At 63.7% G+C, this 20,021-nt stretch carries 20 protein-coding genes; 14 read left to right on the top strand and 6 right to left on the bottom strand.

From position 1 onward, the window contains the following. Positions 1 to 62 precede the first annotated feature (62 nt). Positions 63 to 1,688 carry an alpha,alpha-trehalase TreA gene (treA, locus tag NHH88_23560; protein ID USX12645.1) on the top strand — a complete coding sequence of 542 codons (1,626 nt, stop codon included), beginning with the start codon at positions 63 to 65 and terminating at the stop codon, positions 1,686 to 1,688. 6 nt (positions 1,689 to 1,694) lie between these two features. Here treA and NHH88_23555 read toward each other — a convergent pair whose 3' ends face one another. After that, entirely contained in the window at positions 1,695 to 2,255 is a 561-nt protein-coding gene (locus NHH88_23555) for a UPF0149 family protein (protein ID USX12644.1), read from the bottom strand. A 133-nt stretch (positions 2,256 to 2,388) separates the two neighbouring features. Here NHH88_23555 and NHH88_23550 point away from each other — a divergent pair, with 133 nt between their 5' ends. The 3 genes from NHH88_23550 (at position 2,389) to NHH88_23540 (ending at position 4,025) form a co-directional block, all read left to right on the top strand. Then, positions 2,389 to 2,913, top strand: a complete 525-nt coding sequence (locus NHH88_23550) for a hypothetical protein (GenBank protein USX12643.1) — start codon at positions 2,389 to 2,391, stop codon at positions 2,911 to 2,913. Between the two features lie 76 nt (positions 2,914 to 2,989). Further along, on the top strand, positions 2,990 to 3,730 hold the full coding sequence (locus NHH88_23545; protein ID USX12642.1) for an SIMPL domain-containing protein: 741 nt from the start codon (positions 2,990 to 2,992) through the stop codon (positions 3,728 to 3,730). Positions 3,731 to 3,857: 127 nt separating this feature from the next. Continuing rightward, complete coding sequence (locus NHH88_23540; GenBank protein ID USX12641.1) at positions 3,858 to 4,025, top strand: hypothetical protein; 168 nt, start codon at positions 3,858 to 3,860, stop codon at positions 4,023 to 4,025. A 26-nt stretch (positions 4,026 to 4,051) separates the two neighbouring features. Here NHH88_23540 and NHH88_23535 read toward each other — a convergent pair whose 3' ends face one another. After that, positions 4,052 to 4,240 (bottom strand): hypothetical protein, encoded by a 189-nt coding sequence (locus tag NHH88_23535; protein USX12640.1) that lies wholly within the window; start codon positions 4,238 to 4,240, stop codon positions 4,052 to 4,054. A gap of 197 nt (positions 4,241 to 4,437) precedes the next feature. Between NHH88_23535 and NHH88_23530 the strand changes: the two genes are divergently transcribed. The 4 genes from NHH88_23530 (at position 4,438) to NHH88_23515 (ending at position 9,324) form a co-directional block, all read left to right on the top strand. Further along, positions 4,438 to 4,578, top strand: coding sequence for a hypothetical protein (locus NHH88_23530; protein ID USX12639.1), 141 nt, complete (start codon positions 4,438 to 4,440; stop codon positions 4,576 to 4,578). A gap of 133 nt (positions 4,579 to 4,711) precedes the next feature. Continuing rightward, complete coding sequence (locus tag NHH88_23525; protein ID USX17407.1) at positions 4,712 to 5,077, top strand: hypothetical protein; 366 nt, start codon at positions 4,712 to 4,714, stop codon at positions 5,075 to 5,077. 87 nt (positions 5,078 to 5,164) lie between these two features. After that, positions 5,165 to 8,668 carry a response regulator gene (locus NHH88_23520; protein USX12638.1) on the top strand — a complete coding sequence of 1,168 codons (3,504 nt, stop codon included), beginning with the start codon at positions 5,165 to 5,167 and terminating at the stop codon, positions 8,666 to 8,668. Positions 8,669 to 8,841: 173 nt separating this feature from the next. Next, entirely contained in the window at positions 8,842 to 9,324 is a 483-nt protein-coding gene (locus NHH88_23515) for an acyl-CoA thioesterase (protein ID USX12637.1), read from the top strand. Positions 9,325 to 9,454: 130 nt separating this feature from the next. On the opposite strand, the gene NHH88_23510 is transcribed toward NHH88_23515, so the two are convergent. Next, a complete protein-coding gene (locus tag NHH88_23510; GenBank protein ID USX17406.1) occupies positions 9,455 to 9,688 on the bottom strand; it encodes a hypothetical protein in 234 nt (77 codons plus the stop codon). A 77-nt stretch (positions 9,689 to 9,765) separates the two neighbouring features. Here NHH88_23510 and NHH88_23505 point away from each other — a divergent pair, with 77 nt between their 5' ends. Continuing rightward, positions 9,766 to 11,166: a PLP-dependent aminotransferase family protein gene (locus NHH88_23505; protein USX12636.1), complete on the top strand. Its 1,401-nt coding sequence runs from the start codon at positions 9,766 to 9,768 to the stop codon at positions 11,164 to 11,166. 192 nt (positions 11,167 to 11,358) lie between these two features. Continuing rightward, entirely contained in the window at positions 11,359 to 11,607 is a 249-nt protein-coding gene (locus NHH88_23500; protein ID USX12635.1) for a DUF5076 domain-containing protein, read from the top strand. A gap of 119 nt (positions 11,608 to 11,726) precedes the next feature. On the opposite strand, the gene NHH88_23495 is transcribed toward NHH88_23500, so the two are convergent. After that, positions 11,727 to 12,974 carry a glycosyl hydrolase 115 family protein gene (locus tag NHH88_23495; GenBank protein ID USX12634.1) on the bottom strand — a complete coding sequence of 416 codons (1,248 nt, stop codon included), beginning with the start codon at positions 12,972 to 12,974 and terminating at the stop codon, positions 11,727 to 11,729. A gap of 86 nt (positions 12,975 to 13,060) precedes the next feature. Beyond that, positions 13,061 to 14,425 (bottom strand): glucarate dehydratase, encoded by a 1,365-nt coding sequence (gene gudD, locus NHH88_23490; protein USX12633.1) that lies wholly within the window; start codon positions 14,423 to 14,425, stop codon positions 13,061 to 13,063. Positions 14,426 to 14,576: 151 nt separating this feature from the next. Here gudD and NHH88_23485 point away from each other — a divergent pair, with 151 nt between their 5' ends. Then, entirely contained in the window at positions 14,577 to 15,752 is a 1,176-nt protein-coding gene (locus tag NHH88_23485; protein USX12632.1) for a LacI family DNA-binding transcriptional regulator, read from the top strand. Between the two features lie 186 nt (positions 15,753 to 15,938). Here the strand turns inward: NHH88_23485 and NHH88_23480 are convergent, their stop codons facing one another. Further along, positions 15,939 to 16,616, bottom strand: coding sequence for a fused MFS/spermidine synthase (locus tag NHH88_23480; protein USX12631.1), 678 nt, complete (start codon positions 16,614 to 16,616; stop codon positions 15,939 to 15,941). 260 nt (positions 16,617 to 16,876) lie between these two features. Here NHH88_23480 and NHH88_23475 point away from each other — a divergent pair, with 260 nt between their 5' ends. The 3 genes from NHH88_23475 to NHH88_23465 all read left to right on the top strand — a co-directional run bounded on the left by NHH88_23475 (position 16,877) and on the right by NHH88_23465 (position 20,006). Beyond that, the gene (locus NHH88_23475) at positions 16,877 to 17,152 is read left to right on the top strand and encodes a hypothetical protein (GenBank protein USX12630.1); all 276 of its coding nucleotides are present in this window, start codon (positions 16,877 to 16,879) and stop codon (positions 17,150 to 17,152) included. 13 nt (positions 17,153 to 17,165) lie between these two features. Beyond that, the gene (locus NHH88_23470; GenBank protein ID USX12629.1) at positions 17,166 to 18,350 is read left to right on the top strand and encodes a GGDEF domain-containing protein; all 1,185 of its coding nucleotides are present in this window, start codon (positions 17,166 to 17,168) and stop codon (positions 18,348 to 18,350) included. Between the two features lie 201 nt (positions 18,351 to 18,551). Further along, the gene (locus NHH88_23465) at positions 18,552 to 20,006 is read left to right on the top strand and encodes a Ppx/GppA family phosphatase (protein USX12628.1); all 1,455 of its coding nucleotides are present in this window, start codon (positions 18,552 to 18,554) and stop codon (positions 20,004 to 20,006) included. Positions 20,007 to 20,021 lie beyond the last annotated feature (15 nt).

The raw sequence follows: 20,021 nt of genomic DNA, 5'->3' as shown, positions 1-20,021 counted from the left end.
TTGCGCAAAAAACATGTTTTTTCCAGGATCGCGTAGCATTAGCGTGGAGAAATGGAGGAAACATGGAACGTGCAACTATCCGGTCATTGACTTTGGAACACTCGAGAATCTTTGCCTGCGCATTGCTGATGGGCGCGGCGCTGCCCGCCATGGCGCAGCGCTCGCCGGAAGCGGCGTCGCCGCAAGCGCTTAAGCCGAGCGCGGGCGTCGCGACGCCCCACGAGCTCTTCGGCCCCTTGTTCGAAGCGGTGCAGGCGGCGCGCATTTATCCCGACGCCAAGACCTTCGCCGACGCCGTCGCCAACGAAGATCCGCAAACCATCCTTGCACAGTACCAGCGCGAGCAGCCCAAGGACGCGGCCGCCCTGAAAGCCTTCGTCGAGCGCTATTTTTCGCTGCCGGCGCCTACCACGGTCACCCTGCGCCAGCACATCGCCTCGTTGTGGCCGGTGCTCACCCGCCCACCGCTCGATCCGCCCAAATGGTCGTCGGCCCTGGCGCTGCCGGCGAACTATGTCGTGCCCGGCGGCCGCTTCCGCGAAATCTATTACTGGGATTCGTACTTCACGATGCTGGGCCTGAAGGCCGACCATCGCAGCGACCTGGTCGATTCGATGATCGTCGATTTTAAAAGCCTGATCGAGCGTTACGGCTTTATCCCGAACGGGACCCGCAGCTATTACCTGAGCCGATCGCAGCCGCCGTTCTTCGCCGCGATGACCCAGCTCAAGCCGCTCGGCGACCGCGCCGACGACGCCAAGGTGCTCGCGGCGCTCAAGACCGAACACGCGTTCTGGATGCGCGGAAGAGGGTGCCTGCCGAAGGCCGGCGCCGGCGCCTGCGAGCGCGTGGCGCGCCTGGCCGACGGCACCATCCTGAACCGCTACTGGGATGCCAAGGACACGCCGCGCGACGAGGCGCTGGGCGAGGACGTGGCCACCGCGCGCGAAGGCAAGCGTCCGGCACCAGAGGTGTACCGCGACCTGCGCGCTGCGGCCGAAAGCGGTTGGGATTTCTCGTCGCGCTGGCTGGACGATCCCGCGCGCCTGGCCACGATCCGCACCACGACCATCGCGCCGGTCGATCTCAACAGTTTGATGTACCAGCTGGAAGGGGAGATCGAACGGCGCTGCAAGGCTGCCGGCGACACCGCCTGCACGGCGCAATTCCACCGCGCCAAGGAAGTGCGGGCCGCGGCCGTGCAGAAGCATCTATGGGTCACCGCCGAGCGGCGCTATGCCGACTTCGACCTCGTCAAGAACGCGCCGACCACCGTGCGCAGCGCCGCCACGCTCTATCCGCTGTGGGTGGGGATGGCGACGCAAGCCCAGGCCGACGCGGTCGCCGCCACGACCAAGGCCGAGCTGCTCGCCGAAGGCGGGCTGCGCACCACGCTGGTCCGCAACGGCCAGCAGTGGGACTCGCCCAACGGCTGGGCGCCGCTGCAATGGGTTGCGGTCGATGGCCTGGCCCGCTACGGTCACAAGGAGCTCGCGCACGACATCGCCCGCCGCTGGGTCGGCACGGTCGCCAGGACCTGGGCCGAGACCGGCAAGCTGCTGGAAAAGTATGACGTCGAGGAGCGCAAGAGCGGCGGCGGTGGTGAATACCCCACCCAAGACGGCTTCGGCTGGACCAACGGCGTCACCAGCGCTTTGTTGGAGCGGTATCCCGACCTGAACAAGTGAGAGGGTTTATTTCCCGTCGCCGCAGCACTTCTTGTATTTCTTGCCGCTGCCGCAAGGGCAGGGATCGTTGCGGCCGACCTTGACGGTCTTCACCGGTTCGGGATGCCAGTGGGCGTTGATCTGGATGACCGACCGCGTGACGGCGCTTTCCCAGCCGTCGCCCTGGCGCTGGAATGGCGCCAGCCATTCCGGATGGGCCGCCCGCAGCGGGGCCCAGCCTTCCGCGTCGAGCGCCATGCCGGTCTCGAAGCCGGCGGTCCACGCCTCGGCGCTCCAGGCGCCGCCGCACTCGTAGATCGGCTCGAAGCTGCCCGGGTCCTGCACCATCCATTTGCGCATGTATTCGAGATGGCGCAGCACCAGGCCGGTCGCCGCCTCGGTGCCGCGCGCTTGCCCGCCACCCCAGACTTTGTCCAGCCATACCGTTTGCGGCACGGGGCGCGGGCCAACCACCAGCGCGGTCAGCAAGCCTTCCAGCGCCGAGACGTCCATCGCCTGTTCGCCGATGTCACGGAGCATGTCGTCGAGTTGGTCGTATTCTACGTCGCTGAGGGGTGTGGTGAGCATGATCTGAGCCGGTAGTCTGGAGGGAATCGACATTCTACCTGCAAGTAACGATGTCAATCAGTCGAGCAATTTTACTGAATTCGCAATATGATGCGTGCCAACATTAATTCATTCCAAAACCCAAGGAGTAGACATGAAACCTAGCATCATCCTCGCCGTGGCCACCCTGTCGATCGCCGGCTGGGCCAGCGCCGCCGCTCCCGCTTCCGCCCCGGCGGCGGCACCCGACGCGGTACGCGTGAAGGCCGCGCACGATCTGCTGGTGTCGATGCAGGCCGAAAAACTGCTGCGCATGACCGCCGGCATGAGCAAATTTCCCAGCCCGGCGCAGCGCGAGCTGACCATGGCCAAGGTTGAAAAGCTGACGCCGCAGATGGTCTATACCCGCCTGTCGCAGCCGGTGGCGCGCCTGGTCAGCACCGAGACCGCGCTGGAGATGACGCGCTATTACCAGTCGAGCTATGGCCAGCGGCTGCTCAAGGAAACCTACAACGGCGGTCCGCGCATGTACGCGGCAGACCCGACACCGACCCCGGCCGAGAAGGCCGAGCAGAAAAAGCCGGCGTTCGTTAAAGCCAACAAGGAATTCAAGGCGGCCGAGCCGGCCATCCGCCACGAGGTGTTCGTGCTGCTTACCGAAATCAACAAAGGCAAGTAAGCAAAAAACGTTCGTTGCAAATTGAAAATTAATAAAAAACAAAGCATACTAAGTCCTTAACTTTAAGGACTTGTCCATGCTGAAGAAATTTGCCTTGGTACTGGCGCTGCTGCCGGCGCTGTTGCCATCGGCCGTCCGCGCGGCCGATCTGCCGACCTACCCGTTCATCCACGTCAGCGGCGAGGGCTTCGTCATGGTGGCGCCGGACATGGGCGAGATCGACTTCGACGTCAGCGCCTTCGATGCTGATCCGGCCGCCGCCGTGGCGCTGATCCAGGCCCGCGTGGAGGAAATCCGCGCGCTGCTGGTCGAGCATTCCGGGCCGCCCGAAGGCGACAGCGCCGCCGTCCTTGAAGTGCAGGACATGCGCAAGGAAATGCGCAAGTCCGCCAATCCCGACCCCGCCGCGACGCCGGAATACGATATCCGCAGTTCGGTGCACATCGTGGTGCGCGACCTGACCAAATGGCGTCCCATCATGCAGGCGCTGCTGGAGATGAAGAACATCGACCATATGTCGACCACCTTCGGCAAGAGCGACCGCATCAAGGTCGAGCAGGAGTTGACCGCCGCAGCGATCAAGGATGCGCTGCGCCGCGCCGAGGGCATGGCCGCCGGCTTCGGCAAAAAGGTGGGACCGGTCACCGCGATCTCGTCCAGTCCGCTGCGCAACCTGACCAAGGCGGTCGGCCTGATGCCGACCGATTACTACAATCCGGATCGCCGCGCGCAGGCAAAGACCAGCGAGAAGGATTTCCTGTCGATCACGGTGCTGCGCTGGACGCAGAATGTCGACATGATTTTCCGCATCAAGTGATGGCCTAATGGCGGCCTGGTCTTGCGACGGCCTGCGTGCGCTGCCGCACGCAACTGAGCAATCAAGCGCTTGTGAATCGCGTGGGGTGCCCGATCTACATGTGGAACCCACTTAGGAGGACCGAGCCATGACCGCCATCGACCAGTACGCCGCTTCGCAGCGCGCCCATTCGACACCCGACCCCGAGGTGCCGCCGCCGCAGCCGGAAAAAGATCCGCCGCCGGACAATATGCCAGTGCCGGACCAGGCGCCGATCGAGGAACCAACGCCGAAGGCGCCGCCACTCAAGGTCTGAGCGGCGGCCGGAAAGCCGGGACTGTACTAAGGGCGCGGGGCCTGCTTGGGCTTGTCGTGCTCGCCGTCGTCCGGCAGGGGCGGAATGCTTTTGATTGCCTCGTCGGTTTCGCGCTGACTCGGCGAGCGCTCGCCGCTGCCGATGTCGGCTTCGTCAAGCATGTGGCCGCCGTCAGCGGCATGGTCGTCGGGACCCGATTTGGTTGGCTGATTCATGATGGACTCCTTAGTTGACTGAAACCCATGCTAGCAGTTTGCCGTGTGAACCGGCGCGCGGTGGACGGCGTGAGAAAGTGTGATTATCGTTGCTCGGCAGATACAAATTTATATCTTTGTGTTCAACGTCACACTGCTGTCATGAAACTGTTCCTATAATTTAGTCATGTCATCGTTTTTCGTTCACGGAGAGCATCATGGGCAATTCCTTACACAACAAAATCTACCTCGGTCGTCGTCGTAGTGTCGTGTTAAGCACGAAGCGTGTGCAAGCCCTGATTTGTATCGCCGCCTTCGCTAGCATCGGCTTGGTGTGGCTGGCGATCCGGGCGCTGTAAAGCAGTCCATTCCGCCATTGTCCAGGTGGGTCGGGCGTTTCATCCGAAACGCGTTGGCGGCGCATTTTCTTGCCGTCATCCCGCCGGGCGCGTACCATGAGGGCCGCAGCAGTCTCTTATGGAAAAAATGGCAATGAAGAACGAGAAATTAACGCAAGACGAATACAACGCGCTCGACGAAGTCAAACGCGGTATCAAAGGCGAGCGCGTCAGCGCTTGCGTCGGTCGCAACACCAAGCGCCTGGCCGGCATCAAACTGTTCACCATCGCCAAGAACGGCCGCATTTCGCTCACCGACAAGGGTGAGGAAGTCTTGTTCCTGCGCCGTTGCATCCTGGGTTTGCGCGCCATCGAGGCCGACCCCGCCAGCCCGCTCGACGCCGACGTGGCCATGTTCCTCGGCAAGAAATCCCACATCGTGCCGCTCGCCGAAGGCGGCTTTGAGCTCAGCGACAAGGGCCGCGAGTCGCTGGCCGATATCGCCAATCAAGGTTTGTGATTGAAAAAACGCTCCGCTGGAGCGTTTTTTTTGCTGTAATGTAGTAATAAATGAGCAACTGGCGTAAATGAGAGCGCGCATCCCCTGATGAGAGTCGATACCCTGCGGAAGTTTAGGAAGCTGTTTGGCGTACTGGTGGCCGCCGTCGCCGTCGTCTTGCTGATCGTTTTGCTGGGTATCGGGCATGTGCTCAACCAGAGCCGCCTGCGCTACTACGCCTCCGCCGACGAGACCTCGCGCAACCTTGCCATCACCCTTGAGAAATTCCTCAACTCCCATTTCCTCGAAGTGGACCTGGCGATGCGCCGCGCCGGCGTCGAGTTCCAGGCCATGCACGCGGCGGGGCGCTTCGACAACGAGAAGTTCAGCGCCTACCTGCGTTCGCTCAAGGAGCGCATCCCGCAGGCCGACGCCGTGCGCGGCGCCGACGCCGCCGGGCGCGTGATCTACGGCGAGCGGGTCGACCCGGCCAAGCCGCAGGACCTGAGCATCCGCGAATTCTTCCAGCGCGCCAAAAGCGAGCAGGAGCTCATCATCGGCACGCCGGCCAGGTCGCGCATCAGCGACGAGTGGGTGTTGCCGCTGGCGTTTCCGCTGACGATGCCGGACGGCGGCTTCGGGGGCGCCGCCTATGTCCTTATCAACAGCGCGCGCCTGACGGCAGCGTTCGCCGCGCTCAACATCGGCGAGCACGGCGCGATCGTGTTGCTGGATAACCGCAAGCGCGTGCTGCACCGCTATCCGGAGGCCGAGGACATGCTCTTCGGCACCACCATCAAGGTCAACGCCATCACCCAGCGCATCATGGACGGCAAGGAGGACCGGGGCACCTATACGGTCATCAGCCCGCGCGACAACCTCGAGCGCACCTTGAGCGTGTCGCGGGTGGGCGCCTATCCGGTGTACGTGGTGGTGGGGCTGGCCAGCGACGACTTCCTGGCGCCGTGGCGCAAGGAGGTGCGCAACGCCGCCGTCTTCGCCTCGCTGCTGTTGCTCCTGGCCGGCGGGTTGCTGATGAGCGTGCGCTTCGGCTTGCGCAAGCAATTCCAGTCGGTCGAGCAGCTGATGGAGAACAAGCAGGCGCTGCAGGAATTGCTGACGCAGCTGACGGCGTCCGAGTCGCGCTGGCGCTCGCTGACGGAAGGCTTGCCGCAGATGGTGTGGACCGCCACGCCGAACCTGCGCGTCGATTTCCTCAGCCACCACTGGGAGGAGTTCAGCGGCATTCCACCCGAGCAGATGATGGGCGACGACAACTGGTCGAGCGTGATCCATCCGGACGACATCGCGGCCATGGCGGCGGCCTGGCGGCGCGCCAGCGGCGAGGGCACCGAATTCCGCTGCGACTGCCGCATGCGCCGCCGCGACGGCGTCTGGCGCGTGTTCGACAACCACGCGCTGCCGCAGCGCGACGCCGACGGCGCGATCGTCAGCTGGGTCGGCAGCAGCACCGACCGCACCGAGTCGCGCGCCTCGCGCCTGGCGCTGCAGCAGGCCAAGGAGGAGGCGGTGCAGGCAGGCCGCGCCAAATCGGACTTCGTCGCCAATATGAGCCACGAGATCCGCTCGCCGATGAACGCCGTGCTGGGCATGCTGCAACTGCTGCAGCAGACCGAAATGAGCGAGCGCCAGCAGGATTACACGTCCAAGGCCCACTCGGCCGCCAGCGCCTTGCTGGGGCTGCTCAACGACATCCTCGACTTTTCCAAGGTGGAGGCGGGCAAGCTGGCGCTGGACCCGCACCCGTTCCGGCTCGACAAATTGTGGCGCGACCTGGCCGTGATCCTGTCGGCCAATGTCGGCAGCAAGAATATCGAGGTGCTGTTCCGCATCGACCCGGCGCTGCCCGACCTGATCGTCGGCGACGGCCTGCGGCTGCAGCAGATCCTGCTGAACCTGGCCGGCAACGCCATCAAGTTCACCGAGCACGGCGAGGTTGTGCTGTCGGCCAAGCTGCTCGCGCGCGACGGCAAGCGCTTGTCGATCGGGTTTGCGATCCGCGATTCCGGCATCGGCATCTCCGAGGAACAGTGCCGGCACATCTTCGACGGTTTTTCGCAGGCCGAGGCCTCGACCGCGCGGCGCTACGGCGGCACGGGGCTGGGCCTGGCGATCAGCCAGCGGCTGGTGGCGCTGATGGGCGGCACGCTCGGCGTCGACAGCACGCCGGGCAAGGGCAGCGTGTTCGATTTCACCATCGAATGCGAGGCGGCGGAACAGCAGCCGGCGCCGGAGGCGCAGCAGGGCGCGCAACCGCCCGCCGAGTTGATGCGCGGGCTCAAGTGCCTGGTGGTCGACGACAACCCGGTCGCGCGCATGGTGCTGAGCGAAATGGCCGGCTCGTTTGGCTGGCAGGTCGATCTGGCGGCCAGCGGCCACGAGGCGCTGGCCGCCGTGTCGGAACAGGTGGCGCAGCGGCGCGCCTACGACGTGGTGTTCATCGACTGGCGCATGCCCACGCTCGACGGCTGGGAGACCAGCTGCCAGATCCGCAAGCTGGCGCCGTCGGGCAAGATGCCGCTGATCGTCATGGTCACCGCGCACGACCGCGAACTGCTGGCGCAGCAGCACGACGATTTATCGCCGGTGCTCGATGGTTTCGTGGTCAAGCCGGTCACCGCCTCGATGCTGTTCGACGCCGTGGCCGACGCGCGCATGGAACGGCGCGCGCCGCTGTCGCTGGTGTCGGTGCCGTCCAGGCAGCGGCTGGCCGGCTTGCGGCTGCTGCTGGTGGACGACAATCCGGCCAATCAGCAGGTGGCCAGCGAGTTGCTCGGCAACGACGGTGCGCGGGTCGAGGTGGTCGGCTCCGGCGCGTTCGCGATCGAAGCGGTCACGCGCGGCGGGCCGATGCCGGATCTGATCCTGATGGATATCCAGATGCCGGAGATGGACGGTTACCAGGCGACGCGGGCGATCCGCCGGCTGCTGGGGGCGGGCGCGCCGCCGATCGTCGCCATGACCGCCAACGCCATGGCCGCCGACCGCGTCGCCGCGCTGGAGGCGGGCATGGTCGACCACATCGGCAAGCCGTTCGATCTGGCGCAACTGATCGACGTGATCCTCAAACATGTGGGACGCGGTACCGGACCGGCTGGCGTGGCGGCCGAGGAGCCGGCCGCTGCCGACGGTGCGATCGCTCAGGTTGCCGCTCCCGCCGCCATTGCCGCTCCCGCTCCTGCCGCCGCCGTCAGCGCTGTCTCCACCGACAGCGGCGCCATGCCGCTGCCCGAGGCCGGACTGAACAGCACCGCCGCGCTCAAGCGCATGGGTGGTTTGCAGCCGGTCTATCTGATGGCGTTGCGCAGCTTCGCAGTGGAATCGGTCAAGCTGGCGACGCAATTGAGGGAAGCGCGCGACGCCGGGGATGCCGAGGCCGCGTTGCCGGTGCTGCACACGCTCAAAGGACTGTCCGGCACGGTTGGCGCGGACCGCATGGCGGCGTTGGCGCAGCTGGCGGAAGTGACGTTGAAGGAGGGCGCCTCGGCCCGCGCCTGGGACCAGCTGGGGCTGGTGCTGGACGCCGGTCCGGGCCTGGTCGCCGATATCGAACAAGTGCTGCGCCAGCTAGCGCCAGTAAAAGATATCTGAAACACGTAGGGCGGATTAGGCGGAACGCCGTAATCGGCCATGCATGCGCCGCCGATGGCTCACACATGGCCGATTACGCTTCGCTAATCCGCCCTACGTGGTTTAGACGGAATCCAAATGATGAGGCCATCGCGGCACACAACGATTTTTAAAACTAAACTAGGGAGCAAACAATGGAAAAACCAATGACGTGGTCGGCCCACGAACTGAGCATGACCGTGCTGATGACCCCGGACATGGCCAACTTCTCCGGCAACGTGCACGGCGGCACCATCCTCAAGTACCTGGACAGCGTCGCCTACGCCTGCGCCAGCCGCTACTCGGGCAGCTACGTGGTGACCTTGTCGGTCGACCAGGTAATGTTCCTGCAACCGATCCACGTGGGCGAGCTGGTGACGTTCCTGGCCTCGATCAACTACACCGGCCGCACCTCGATGGAAGTCGGCATCCGCGTGGTGACGGAAAACATCCAGCAGCGCCTGGTGCGCCACGCCAACAGCTGCTACTTCACGATGGTGGCGGTCGACGCCGGCCGCAAGCCGGTCGAAGTGCCGACCCTGGTGCCCGAATCCGAAGAACAAAAGCAGCGCTGGGAACAGGCGCTGCTACGCAAACAATCGCGCCAGATGGTGCACGACGGCGCGCGCAAGGGGTGATCGAGAAAGCGCGCGATAGAAGCGATGCTACTCGCCGAAGCGAGTCCTAACCGGCCTGCCGATGCCGCCCAACAGCCGCATCGGTCGATCGCTTTCCGTATCACTGGCTATTGGCCGACTATCTTTGCCATCACAGGAAGTTCAAGTCCATACCGAGCATCCTGATAAGGACGAAGGTGACGAGCCCCACGACCAGCAGCCCGAGTACGAAGACTGCAACGACCTTGCCGCTTGCGCGCAGCACCGCGCGCTTTTCCTCCGCCTTCTTCCCTTTGTCGTAATGCCACTTGATGGCGTAGAACATGCCCGTGCCAAGCACGAGAAACTTGAAGACAACGAAGACTACAGGGATCCAATCCACCATTTTGAGTATTTCCACGCTATGACGCTATCTATTGTGAGGCATACTACTTAAAAACAATTTCCATACATTGAGACAAAATGTCCCAGGTAAAAACCATACAAGATGAACATGTGCCGCTCTGGTTGCCGCGATTGGCCGGGAACAAAGGGCCAAGGTTTTTGCAGATTGCGGATGCGTTGCAAGCGGCGGTGGTGGATGGATCGCTGAAACCGGGTGAGCGGCTACCTCCGCAGCGCCAGTTGGCGGCACAGCTGGACGTCGACCTGACGACCATCACGCGCGCCTACGACGAAGCCAGACGCCGCAACTTGCTGGAGGGCCGTGGCGCCCGAGGCACTTATGTCGCCGTGCCGAAAGTCGAATTGACCTCGATCCTCGACCTGAGCATGAATACCCCACCGCCGCCGGATGGCGTGGACTTCGACGATCTGATGAAACAAGGTTTGTCTCAAGTGCTGATCAGCGCAGATAGTGCATTGCTGATGACTTACCACCTGGGCGGGGGAAGCGACTCCGACCGCAAGGCTGGCGCCAAATGGCTCGAACCGATGTTTGGACAGCTGGATGCTCGAGAGGTTGTTGTCTGTCCGGGCGCGCAGGCGGCGATCGCCGCATTGACCCTTGCGCTGACGGAGCCCGGCGATGTCATCCTGGCAGAGCCAACGACTTATCCCGGCTTGCGTGCGGCCGCGACCCAATTCGGCCGGCACATCATCGCCGTGGGCGCGGACCAGCACGGGATGGTGCCCGGGATGCTTGAGGAAGCGTGCCGCCAGCACAAGCCCGGGCTGGTCTATCTCAATCCGACGTTGCAGAACCCGACCGCCGTCACCATGCCGGAACGCCGGCGCAAGGAGCTCGCCAGCATCGCGAAGCGCTGCAATGTACGCATCGTCGAGGACGATCCCTACTGGCTCCTTGCCGATGCCCCGCCAGCACCTATTGCTGTGTTAGCCCCGGAACAGGTGATCTACATCTCAACCCTGTCGAAATGCCTGACACCCGGCTTGCGTGTCGCCTTCGTGCTCATACGTGACCCGCACGAACGAGAACGTTTCCTGGCCGCGCTAAGGTCGTTTGCGCTGATGGCCGCTCCTCTGACGGCCGCACTGGCCACCCAGTGGATACTCGACGGTTCGGCTGATCGATTGATGGAAGGCATACGCAAGGAGGCGCGACTGCGCCACCGGATGGCGCGGGATATTCTGGCGGGGCGGTACAGCGGCGCCGGGGACGGCCTGCATGTATGGCTCGAACTGCCGGCGTATTGGAATCCCTCACAACTGGCGCGCGCAGCCGAGCGCGAAGGCATCGCAGTCACGCCGGCGGAGGCATTCGCAACAGGCGGCGGCTCCGTGAATGCCATTCGGATCTCTTTGGGTAGCATCCCGGACCGTGAACGCTTACAGGCGGGTCTTCAACGGCTATCTCATCTGCTTGCGCGGCGCCCCGATTCGTTCAGCGCCGCTGTGGTTTAACTGTCCAGGGAACACGGCTGCCGAGCTATGCGGAAGATGATGTGGTAATTGGTGAGCTTTTCGTTTGAGCAAGATGATATTCTGCTAATGAGCCAAGTGCGGCAAAAAGCAACCATCGAAAATTTTTGGATAGATTTATATGAATGAACGCCCCATACCCCCGCTGCATTAAGAGATGTTGCTTCTGTCGAAATGCTGCGTGTTTGGGTGGCTGAGAAGCAGTTGCACTGCTCACTAAAGATTGGCATGTATAGAGATGGTATGGGCATTGATGAGGAATTGGCCTGGGGCACAATACTCGCAGATGCAGCCAGGCATATATCGAGAGCTCTGCATCCTGACGATGCAAAAGCGGAGGACACTGCGCTGAAGAAAATTATCCGTAGTTTGCACGAGGAATTTGCCGCTCCAACATCAGACGCTAAAGGCGGATTTGTATAAGTGGCTGCAACATCAAGCATCTAGTGGCGTAACGGCCAATTACAGACGTTCGCTATCCAATAAGTTTATCGATGAAATCTATTGCGCGCCTAGTAGGCGCACTTATATTCGGCGCTAGCCTACCCGCTATGTCGCAAGAGCTGGACTATACCAGCGCTGTTCATCTTGACGCGGAGGCGTTGGCCGAACAGGGAATCGCGCAAGGCTACGCTAATATTCAACCTTTGTTGAAGACTTACAGCGTCGTCGCACCAGAGCAGCAGCATGTCGTCCGGCACGCGCATGCCTTTTTCATAGTAGTCTTGCACTTCCTTGTACAGCGCCCACAACTGGGGAACGGTATCGGGCTCGCGTTGCCACTCTTTCCGGATCAGGTCGCGCTGGTCAGCGACGATGCGTTCGAGCAGCCCTACGTTGGCGCTCTCGGCCATCGGTTCATCGCCGTCGCCACGCATGGCCATCGTGATGACGCTTTCGTAGTGCCGTGTATTGCGCAAGCCGCCGGCCCAGAATTCGCGCAGCGTGTCGCCATTTTTCTGATAGTCCCAGGGGCCTTTGCCATAACGGTGCCATTCCTGCTGGGCGCGCATCATCGGCTCATGGTGCGATGTACCCATGACAATGCCCATCGTGTCGGCCAGCTCGCCATTGCCCTTGTCGTCGTCATAGAACGACGAATACCACATCGCGGGCCACAGGTAATTTGCCCGCATGCGTAGCATCAGTTCAAACAGTTTCTCGTAAAACTGCCGGTTGAAGCCTCCGAAGCGTTCCTTTGCCCAGTTGGTGAGCGCCGGCGCTTCGTCGTTCAGGAAAATGCCACGGTATTGCACGACGGGCTTTTCCGCAACGCGCGTGGCGAGCGGAATGGTGAGCGAACGGTGGCGGGGTGTCGGCACATCGGCCCACCAGTGCCACGGCGACACGCCGATCTGTTCGGACAGCGTATACAGGCCATAGATCGTGCCGCGTTTGTCGCTGCCTGCGATGACCAGTGCGCGCTTCACGCCCGGCATTGGATCGACGACAGCCTGGATCAGAAAACCTTCCCACTGCCCGGCAAGTTTCGCCGCATCGATTTTTCCTTCCTTCGCCAGACGGTCGATCACGGGGTGGCGGCCCAAGGTACCCGCGATGATGATGTCTTCCGCCGCGCTCACGGTATCCGTGCGCCACGCCGGGGTGGCGCCGCTGACCTTGCCGATGTCACGCTGCACATCGCGCGCCGCCCGCAGCACGCCGGGGAAATCGCCGGTCGACACCAGCAGTGGCGCCGCGCGTCCCTTGGCCGCAACGACAACGCCGTCACTGCCATCCAGTTGCACAAAGCGGGCGGTGCCGAGCGCATGGGCTGCGCTTGCAGCCATCAGCCAAGCGCATGCGGCAAGCACCCGGGTAAGTCGGGCAAGGTTGACGGTGCGGGATCGGGGCATTGTGCAGGTAGTCGGCAACATCAACGCAGCATGCAAGGCATCTTGTTGTTGAACTTCCAGCCCGGGATCAGGTACTGCATCGCTACGCCGTCGTCGCGCGCGCCCAGGCCCATTCCGAGGTAGAGCTGGTGCGCGGCTTCGACGGCCTCCATATCCAGCTCGATACCAAGACCCGGCTTGGCCGGCACCTCGACCATGCCGCCCTCGATCTTCAACGGATCGCGCGTCAGGTGCTGGCCGTCCTGCCAGATCCAGTGGGTGTCGATGGCGGTGATCTTGCCCGGCGCGGCGGCGGCCACGTGCGTGAACATCGCCAGCGACACGTCGAAGTGGTTGTTCGAGTGGGAACCCCACGTCAGGCCCCATTCGTGGCACATCTGCGCCACTCGCACCGATCCCTGCATGGTCCAGAAATGCGGGTCGGCCAGCGGGATGTCTACCGATTGCAGCTGGATCGCGTGGCCCAGCTCGCGCCAATCGGTGGCGATCATGTTGGTGGCGGTCAGCAGGCCGGTGGCGCGGCGGAACTCGGCCATCACTTCGCGGCCGGAGTAGCCGTTCTCGGCGCCGCACGGATCTTCCGCGTAGGCCAGCACGTCGTGCTGGTCGCGGCACAGGCGGATCGCGTCTTTCAGCAGCCAGCCGCCGTTGGGGTCCAGCGTGACGCGTGCGTTCGGGAAGCGTTCGGCCAGCGCGGTGACCGCTTCGATTTCCTCCTCGCCCCTGAACACGCCGCCTTTTAATTTAAAGTCGTTGAAGCCGTAGCGCTGGTACGCCGCCTCCGCCAGGCGGACCACCGCCTCCGGCGTCAGCGCCGCTTCGTTGCGCAGGCGTAGCCACGAGTCGTCACCCTCGGCGGCGTCGGCCGGCGTGTCGGCGTAGGGCAAGTCGGTGGCCTTGCGGTCGCCGATATAGAACAGGTAGCCCAGCATCTCGACGGCGTCGCGCTGCTGGCCGTCGCCGAGCAGGGCGGCGACCGGGACGTTGAGGAACTGGCCCAGCAAATCAAGCAGCGCCGCCTCCAGCGCGGTGATGGCGTGGATCGCCACGCGCAGGTCGAAGGTCTGCAGGCCACGGCCGCCGGCGTCGCGGTCGGCGAAGGCCCGGCGCGCGTGATTGAGCACGGCGTTGTAGTCGCCCAGCGCGCGGCCGACCACCAGCTCGCGCGCGTCCTCCAGGGTCTGGCGGATCGCCTCGCCACCGGGCACCTCGCCGACGCCGGTGCGGCCGGCGCTGTCGGTCAGGATCACCAGGTTGCGGGTGAAGTAGGGGCCGTGGGCGCCGCTGAGGTTCAGCAGCATGCTGTCCCGGCCGGCGACCGGGATGACGCGCATGGCGACCACGCGCGGCGTGTCGTGGGTGGTGGGTGTAGGTTGTTGTGGCATTGTGATTCCTGGTCGGTGCGTGCTAATGATTGCGCTATCATTCGATCATACCGGCCGCCCTTGGAAATTTCAACACAAATTTGCTCATCGGATTGACTTTTAAGCTTGTGGTAATGATTGAAAATGATGTGCTGCTGTATAATCCGTTGTTATGGATAACAAAAAAACCACCAAGCCTGTTGTGAAGAAGGCAAAGCCCGCCACTAAAGGCGCCGTGAAAGCCGATGGCAAAAACGCCGCCAAAGGCGCGGCTGCCAAGGTGGCCGCCAAAAATGCCGACAAGAACGATCTGCGGGTGTTGCACACGCCTACCGCCGACCTGAGCGTCAGCGGTGCGACCTTGATCGATGTCGCCAAGGTGGCCGGTGTATCGCCGATCACGGTGTCCCGCGCGCTGAACCAGCCGCATCTGGTGCGCCCGAACACGGTGGCCAAGGTGCAGGAGGCGGTGCAGCAGACCGGTTACGTGAAGAACATGATGGCCGGCGCGCTGGCGTCGAACCGCAGCAAGCTCATTTCGCTGGTGCTGCCGACCATCGCCACGCCGATCTTCGCCGACATGGTGGAGGCGGCCAGCGACCGGCTGACGCAGGCGGGCTACCAAGTGCTGCTGGGCTTGTCCCGCTACGAGGCCTGGCGTGAAGAGGTGCTGGTCGAGACCATTTTGAGCCGGCGTCCGGACGGCGTCATGCTGACCGGTACGCTGCACACCGATATCACCCGGCGCCGCCTGCAACTGGCCCGGATACCGGTGGTCGAGGCGTGGGACATGTCGCCGTCGCCGATCGACATGGTGGTTGGTTTCTCGCACGAAGGCGTCGGCCACGCGCTGGCGCGGCATCTGGTCGAGCGCGGCTACCGGCGCATCGCCGTGCTGTCGGCGGACGATCCGCGCGCCGAGCGGCGCAACCAGGGTTTGCAGGCCGAGCTGGCCAGAATGGGGATCGCCGTGGCGGCGGTGCAGACGATGCCGCCGCCGACCACCATGCAGGCCGGGCGCGAGGGGTTGACGCGGCTACTGGCGCTGGCGCCGGATATCGACGCGGTCTATTGCAGTTCGGACACCTTGGCGCATGGGTTGATGATCGAGGCGATGAGCCGTGGTTTGAAGGTGCCGGAGCAACTGGCGGTGATCGGTTTCGGCGATTTGAATTTTGCGGCGCATACGCATCCGCCGTTATCGACGGTGCGGGTGGACGGGCGCAATATCGGGCTGGTGGCGGCGCAGGCGATCCTTGACCGCATCGATGGCGTCACCGGGGACCAGTCGACGGCGTCGCGCGTGTTCGATACGGGGTTCGAGTTGATTCAGCGCGGTAGCACGTAAATCTGCCCGCGATGGACGCGGACCCCGGATGCCGACCTGGAATACACTCCGGATATACGTAGGGCGGATTAGCGCAGCGTAATCTGCCAATGCGTGCGTTTCGACGGCGCATGCATTGGCGGATTACGGCGTTCCGCCTAATCCGCCCTACGTGTTTCAGAATTTGTTCAGGCATGTGGACATGGTTTATTTGCCCCGGCGAGCGCTCCAGCGCAGTTTAAGCACCGTCCAATGCGCCAGCAGCCGGTTCAACACCGGCAAGGCCAGCCCATGGCTGCGCGCCACCTTCTGCTGCATCGCCAGCGCCGGCGACGGCGCGCCGCCCTTGACCGCGAATAGAATCCGGTTATTCCCCGCGATCCCGCGAAACCAGCAAATCCGCCCCTGGAAAGCGTGCCGCAGCCGCCGCAACATCGCGCCATAGTGCGGGTCGTAGCTGAATATATTCGCCACCAGCACGCCGCCGGGCCGCAGCGCGCGGCGGCAATCGGCGTAAAACGCCGCGCTGCCAAGTTCCGGCGGCAGGCCAACGGCGTCGAAGCCGTCCACCAGCAGCACATCGACGGCGCCGCGCAACTGCCGCATGTACAACGCGGCATCCGCCTCGACCACGCGAAAGCGCGCATTGTCGCGCGGGATGGCGAATTGCTCGCGCAGGGCGATGACGTCGGCGCGCAACTCCAGCACGGTGATGCGGCTGTGCGGCAGGTAGCGGTAGCAGAATTTGGCCAGCGAGCCGCCACCGAGCCCGACCATGACGATGTGCTCCGGCCGTGGATGAAACAACACAAAACACATCATCGCGCGCGCATAGCTCAGGACCAGGTCGTCCGGGCGCGAGAGCCGCATTTCGCTTTGAATCATGCCCGGCTCAAATTCAAGCGAGCGCTTGTCGCCGCGCGTGTGGACCAGGGGACGAAGGGTGGGTGGCGTCAAGATTTGTTGTCTTGTGGATTTACATGGGCGATTTATAGTAGCATGCCGGTCCGGCAGCACGGGCTAAAAGCGGCGCGATTGTGTCACAGGCGGTCGCGGCCGCCATGCTTGCATTTACAGACGGAAAAATAATAGGTACATTGACGTTAGCCCCGGCAGCCCCTTGGCTGCCATCTTGGAGAGAGACGATGTTTTTAGATCACCCTACGCTTACCGCCACCAACAGCTTGACCGAACCGGACCGCATCGAGCGCCTGACCCGGGTCTACGGTTACGTCGTCGCCTTGGCTGACGTGGCCGGCAAGCAGACTTTCATCGAGAAGGTCAGCCAGCTGCACGACCACAAGGGCACGCTGATCGTGTTTTGGCACGACGCGCCGACCGAGGACGAAAAAGTGTACTTCACCCAGGCATGGGCCAGCAAAATGGGCGACGGCAGCACCAACGTCGAGCACGAGGTCTGACCAGCCCCCGGTCATGGATATAAAAACCCTGGTACTGGCGCTGGCGCTGGGCAATCTGAGCCTGTGCGCGGCGCTGTTCTTTTTTGAGCAGCAGCAGAGCACCAGCGGCGCCGCTGCCGGCTCCGCGCGCACCGCCACCTGGTCCCGGGCGAAGCTGTTCCAGGCCGTGGCCTGGACCCTGCTGTACCTGCGCGGCACTTTGCCCGATTTCCTGACGATCCCCTTCGCCAACGCCTTGCTGTTCACCGGCTTCGCGCTGGACGCCTCGGCGTTGTGGGAGCAGGCCGGCCGGCGCGTGTGGCGCCGCTATCTGGTGCCGGTGCTGGCGGCGGCGATCACGATTTTCGTCAGCGCCTGGCTGCTCGACAAGCCGGCGCCCGAGCGCATCGCCATCACCTCGGTCGTCATGGGCTTCTTCTTCGTCGCCGGCGCGGCCGCGCTGGGACGCGGCTGGTCGGCCGGCACCATGCTGCGCCGCTATCTGGTGGTGGCCATGCTGGTGCTGGCGCTGGCCGTGGTGGCGCGCGGCCTGCTGTCGCTGGCGCTGCCCGAAGGCTGGGGCTGGGTGAGTCCGGCGCTGATCCAGGGCGTCGGCATCGCCGCCCTGTATTTGATGATGTTGAGCAACGCTTTCGGCTACCTGCTGCTGGCGCACGAGCGCCTCGACGGCGAATTGGCGCGGCTGGAGGTGCTCGATCCGCTGACCGACGTGCCGAACCGGCGCGGCTTCTACCAGGCGCTGACGCCGTGGATGGCGCTGGCGCGCCGCCCGGGCCTGCCGACGGCGTTGATCATCCTCAACCTGGACCATTTCAAGCGCATCAACGACGATTACGGCCACGCCGTGGGCGACATGGTGCTGGTGGCGATGGTCGATGTCTGCAAAAAACAGCTGCGCGACAGCGATTTGATGGGCCGCCTGGGCGGCGGCGAGTTCGCCATCCAGCTGCCGCGCACTACCCAGGACGACGCCATGATGGTAGCCGAGCGTATCCGCAACGCCATCGCACTGCTGCCGGTGAAGGCGGAAAAAGCCGTCATCAACATGACGGCCAGTCTGGGCGTGACCACCATACGGGCCGACGACAGCGCTGTGAGCCTGTTCAAGCGCGCCGACGAGGCGCTGCGCGAGGCCAAGGCGTCCGGCCGCAACCGGGTGGCCGAGGCGCAGTCGCCCGCCGGCGCGCTGGAGGCGTAGGCCCGTAAAGACACGTTTGGCGCGCGTTCCATGGCGTTTCATGGCGTGCGCGTGGCGTGCGCGAGCATGGGCGTCATCACGCTGTCATAATGGGCGCATATCGTGATGATTTTAGTAACCGTGTAAATCGTTTAGTTTGATTCCGGTTTTATCCGAAGCAACGCAAGCCTTCGTAGCCGTTTGCACAGAGAGGCTTTCATTATGTACGCAGCAGTAGATTTGGGTTCCAACAGTTTCCGCCTCCACGTCGGCAAGCATGACGGCGATGCGATCCGCGTGCTGAAAAGCGTGCGCGAACCGATACGCCTGGCCGCCGGGCTGGACGACAAGGGCAACCTGACGCCGGCGGCGATGCAGACCGCGCTGGCCTGCCTGAAGAATTTCCGCGCCGTGCTGGACGGCTACAAGCTCGATGGCGTGCGCGTGGTCGCCACCTCGGCGATGCGGGTGGCGCGCAACGCCGCCGCTTTCCTGCCGCAGGCCGAACTGGCCATCGGCCATCCGATCGAGATCATCTCCGGCGAGGAGGAGGGGCGCCTGATCTACATGGGGGTGGCCAACGCGCTGGCCACCCCCGGCGAGCGCCGGCTGGTGATCGATATCGGCGGCGGCTCGACCGAGTTGATACTGGGGCGCGGCCAGGAGATCGAAAAGGTCGAATCGTTCAGCGTCGGCACGGTCAAGCAAAGCTTGGCGTTCTTCGTCGGCGGCCGGGTCGACGCGCCGTCGTTCGAGGCGGCCATCCTGTCGGCGCGCAGCCATTTCGAGGACGCGGCGCCGCCTTACCGGCCGCAGTTCTGGAAGCAGTGCTACGGCTCGTCGGGCACCGCCCGCACCATCGCCGACATCATCGTCAAGAACGGCATCGGGCGCGAAGTCAACGCCGCCAGCTTGAGCGCCCTGAAACAGCGCTTCATTGAATTCGGCCATGTCAGCAAGATCGAGATGGCCGGCCTGCGTCCGGACCGCGCCAGCACCATCATCGGCGGCCTGGCCATCCTCATCGGCCTGGTGCGCGAGCTCGATATCCCGGTGGTGCAGCCGATCGAGGCGGGCCTGCGCATGGGCGTGATGTGGGATTTGCACCTGCGCTCGACCAAGCGCGATCGGCGCGAGCAGTCGGTGCAGGCCTGCCTGCAGAAGTTCCACGTCGACGAGCGCCGCGCCAACCGCGTCGCCGACGACGCGCTGGCGCTGTACCTGCAGACCAAGCCGGCCACCGAGGAGTACACGCGCCATCTGTACTGGAGCGCGCTGCTGCACGAGGTGGGCCTGGTGGTGTCGCAGACCGGCTACCACAAGCACGCCGCCTACATGGTCGAAAACGCCGACCTGCCGGGTTTTACCACCCGCGAGCAAAAGGTCATGAGCCGCCTGATCCTGGCCCACAAGGGCAATTTGCGTAAGGTGGTCGAGGTGCTGGCCGAGCCGGATTTCGCCAAGGCGGTGGTGGCGTTGCGGCTGGCGGTGCTGTTCATGCACTCGCGCATCGACATCGATTTCAGCCTGATTAAGCTGCGCGTGAAGAACCGCATCGAGCTTGAGATCCGCCGCGAATGGGTGGCCGAGCATCCCACGCTGTCGTACTGGCTGGAGAAGGAACAGGAGAACTGGGACGAAGTTGGCGTGGATTTCGCCATCCGCACCAGCGGCTAAAGAAGACCAGGACGG

The organism is Oxalobacteraceae bacterium OTU3CAMAD1, assembly GCA_024123915.1.
In the GTDB taxonomy this organism is placed as follows: Bacteria; Pseudomonadota; Gammaproteobacteria; order Burkholderiales; family Burkholderiaceae_D; genus Rugamonas.
Note: the sequence above shows the minus strand (reverse complement) of the source record. Positions and strands in the feature narration are given on the sequence as shown.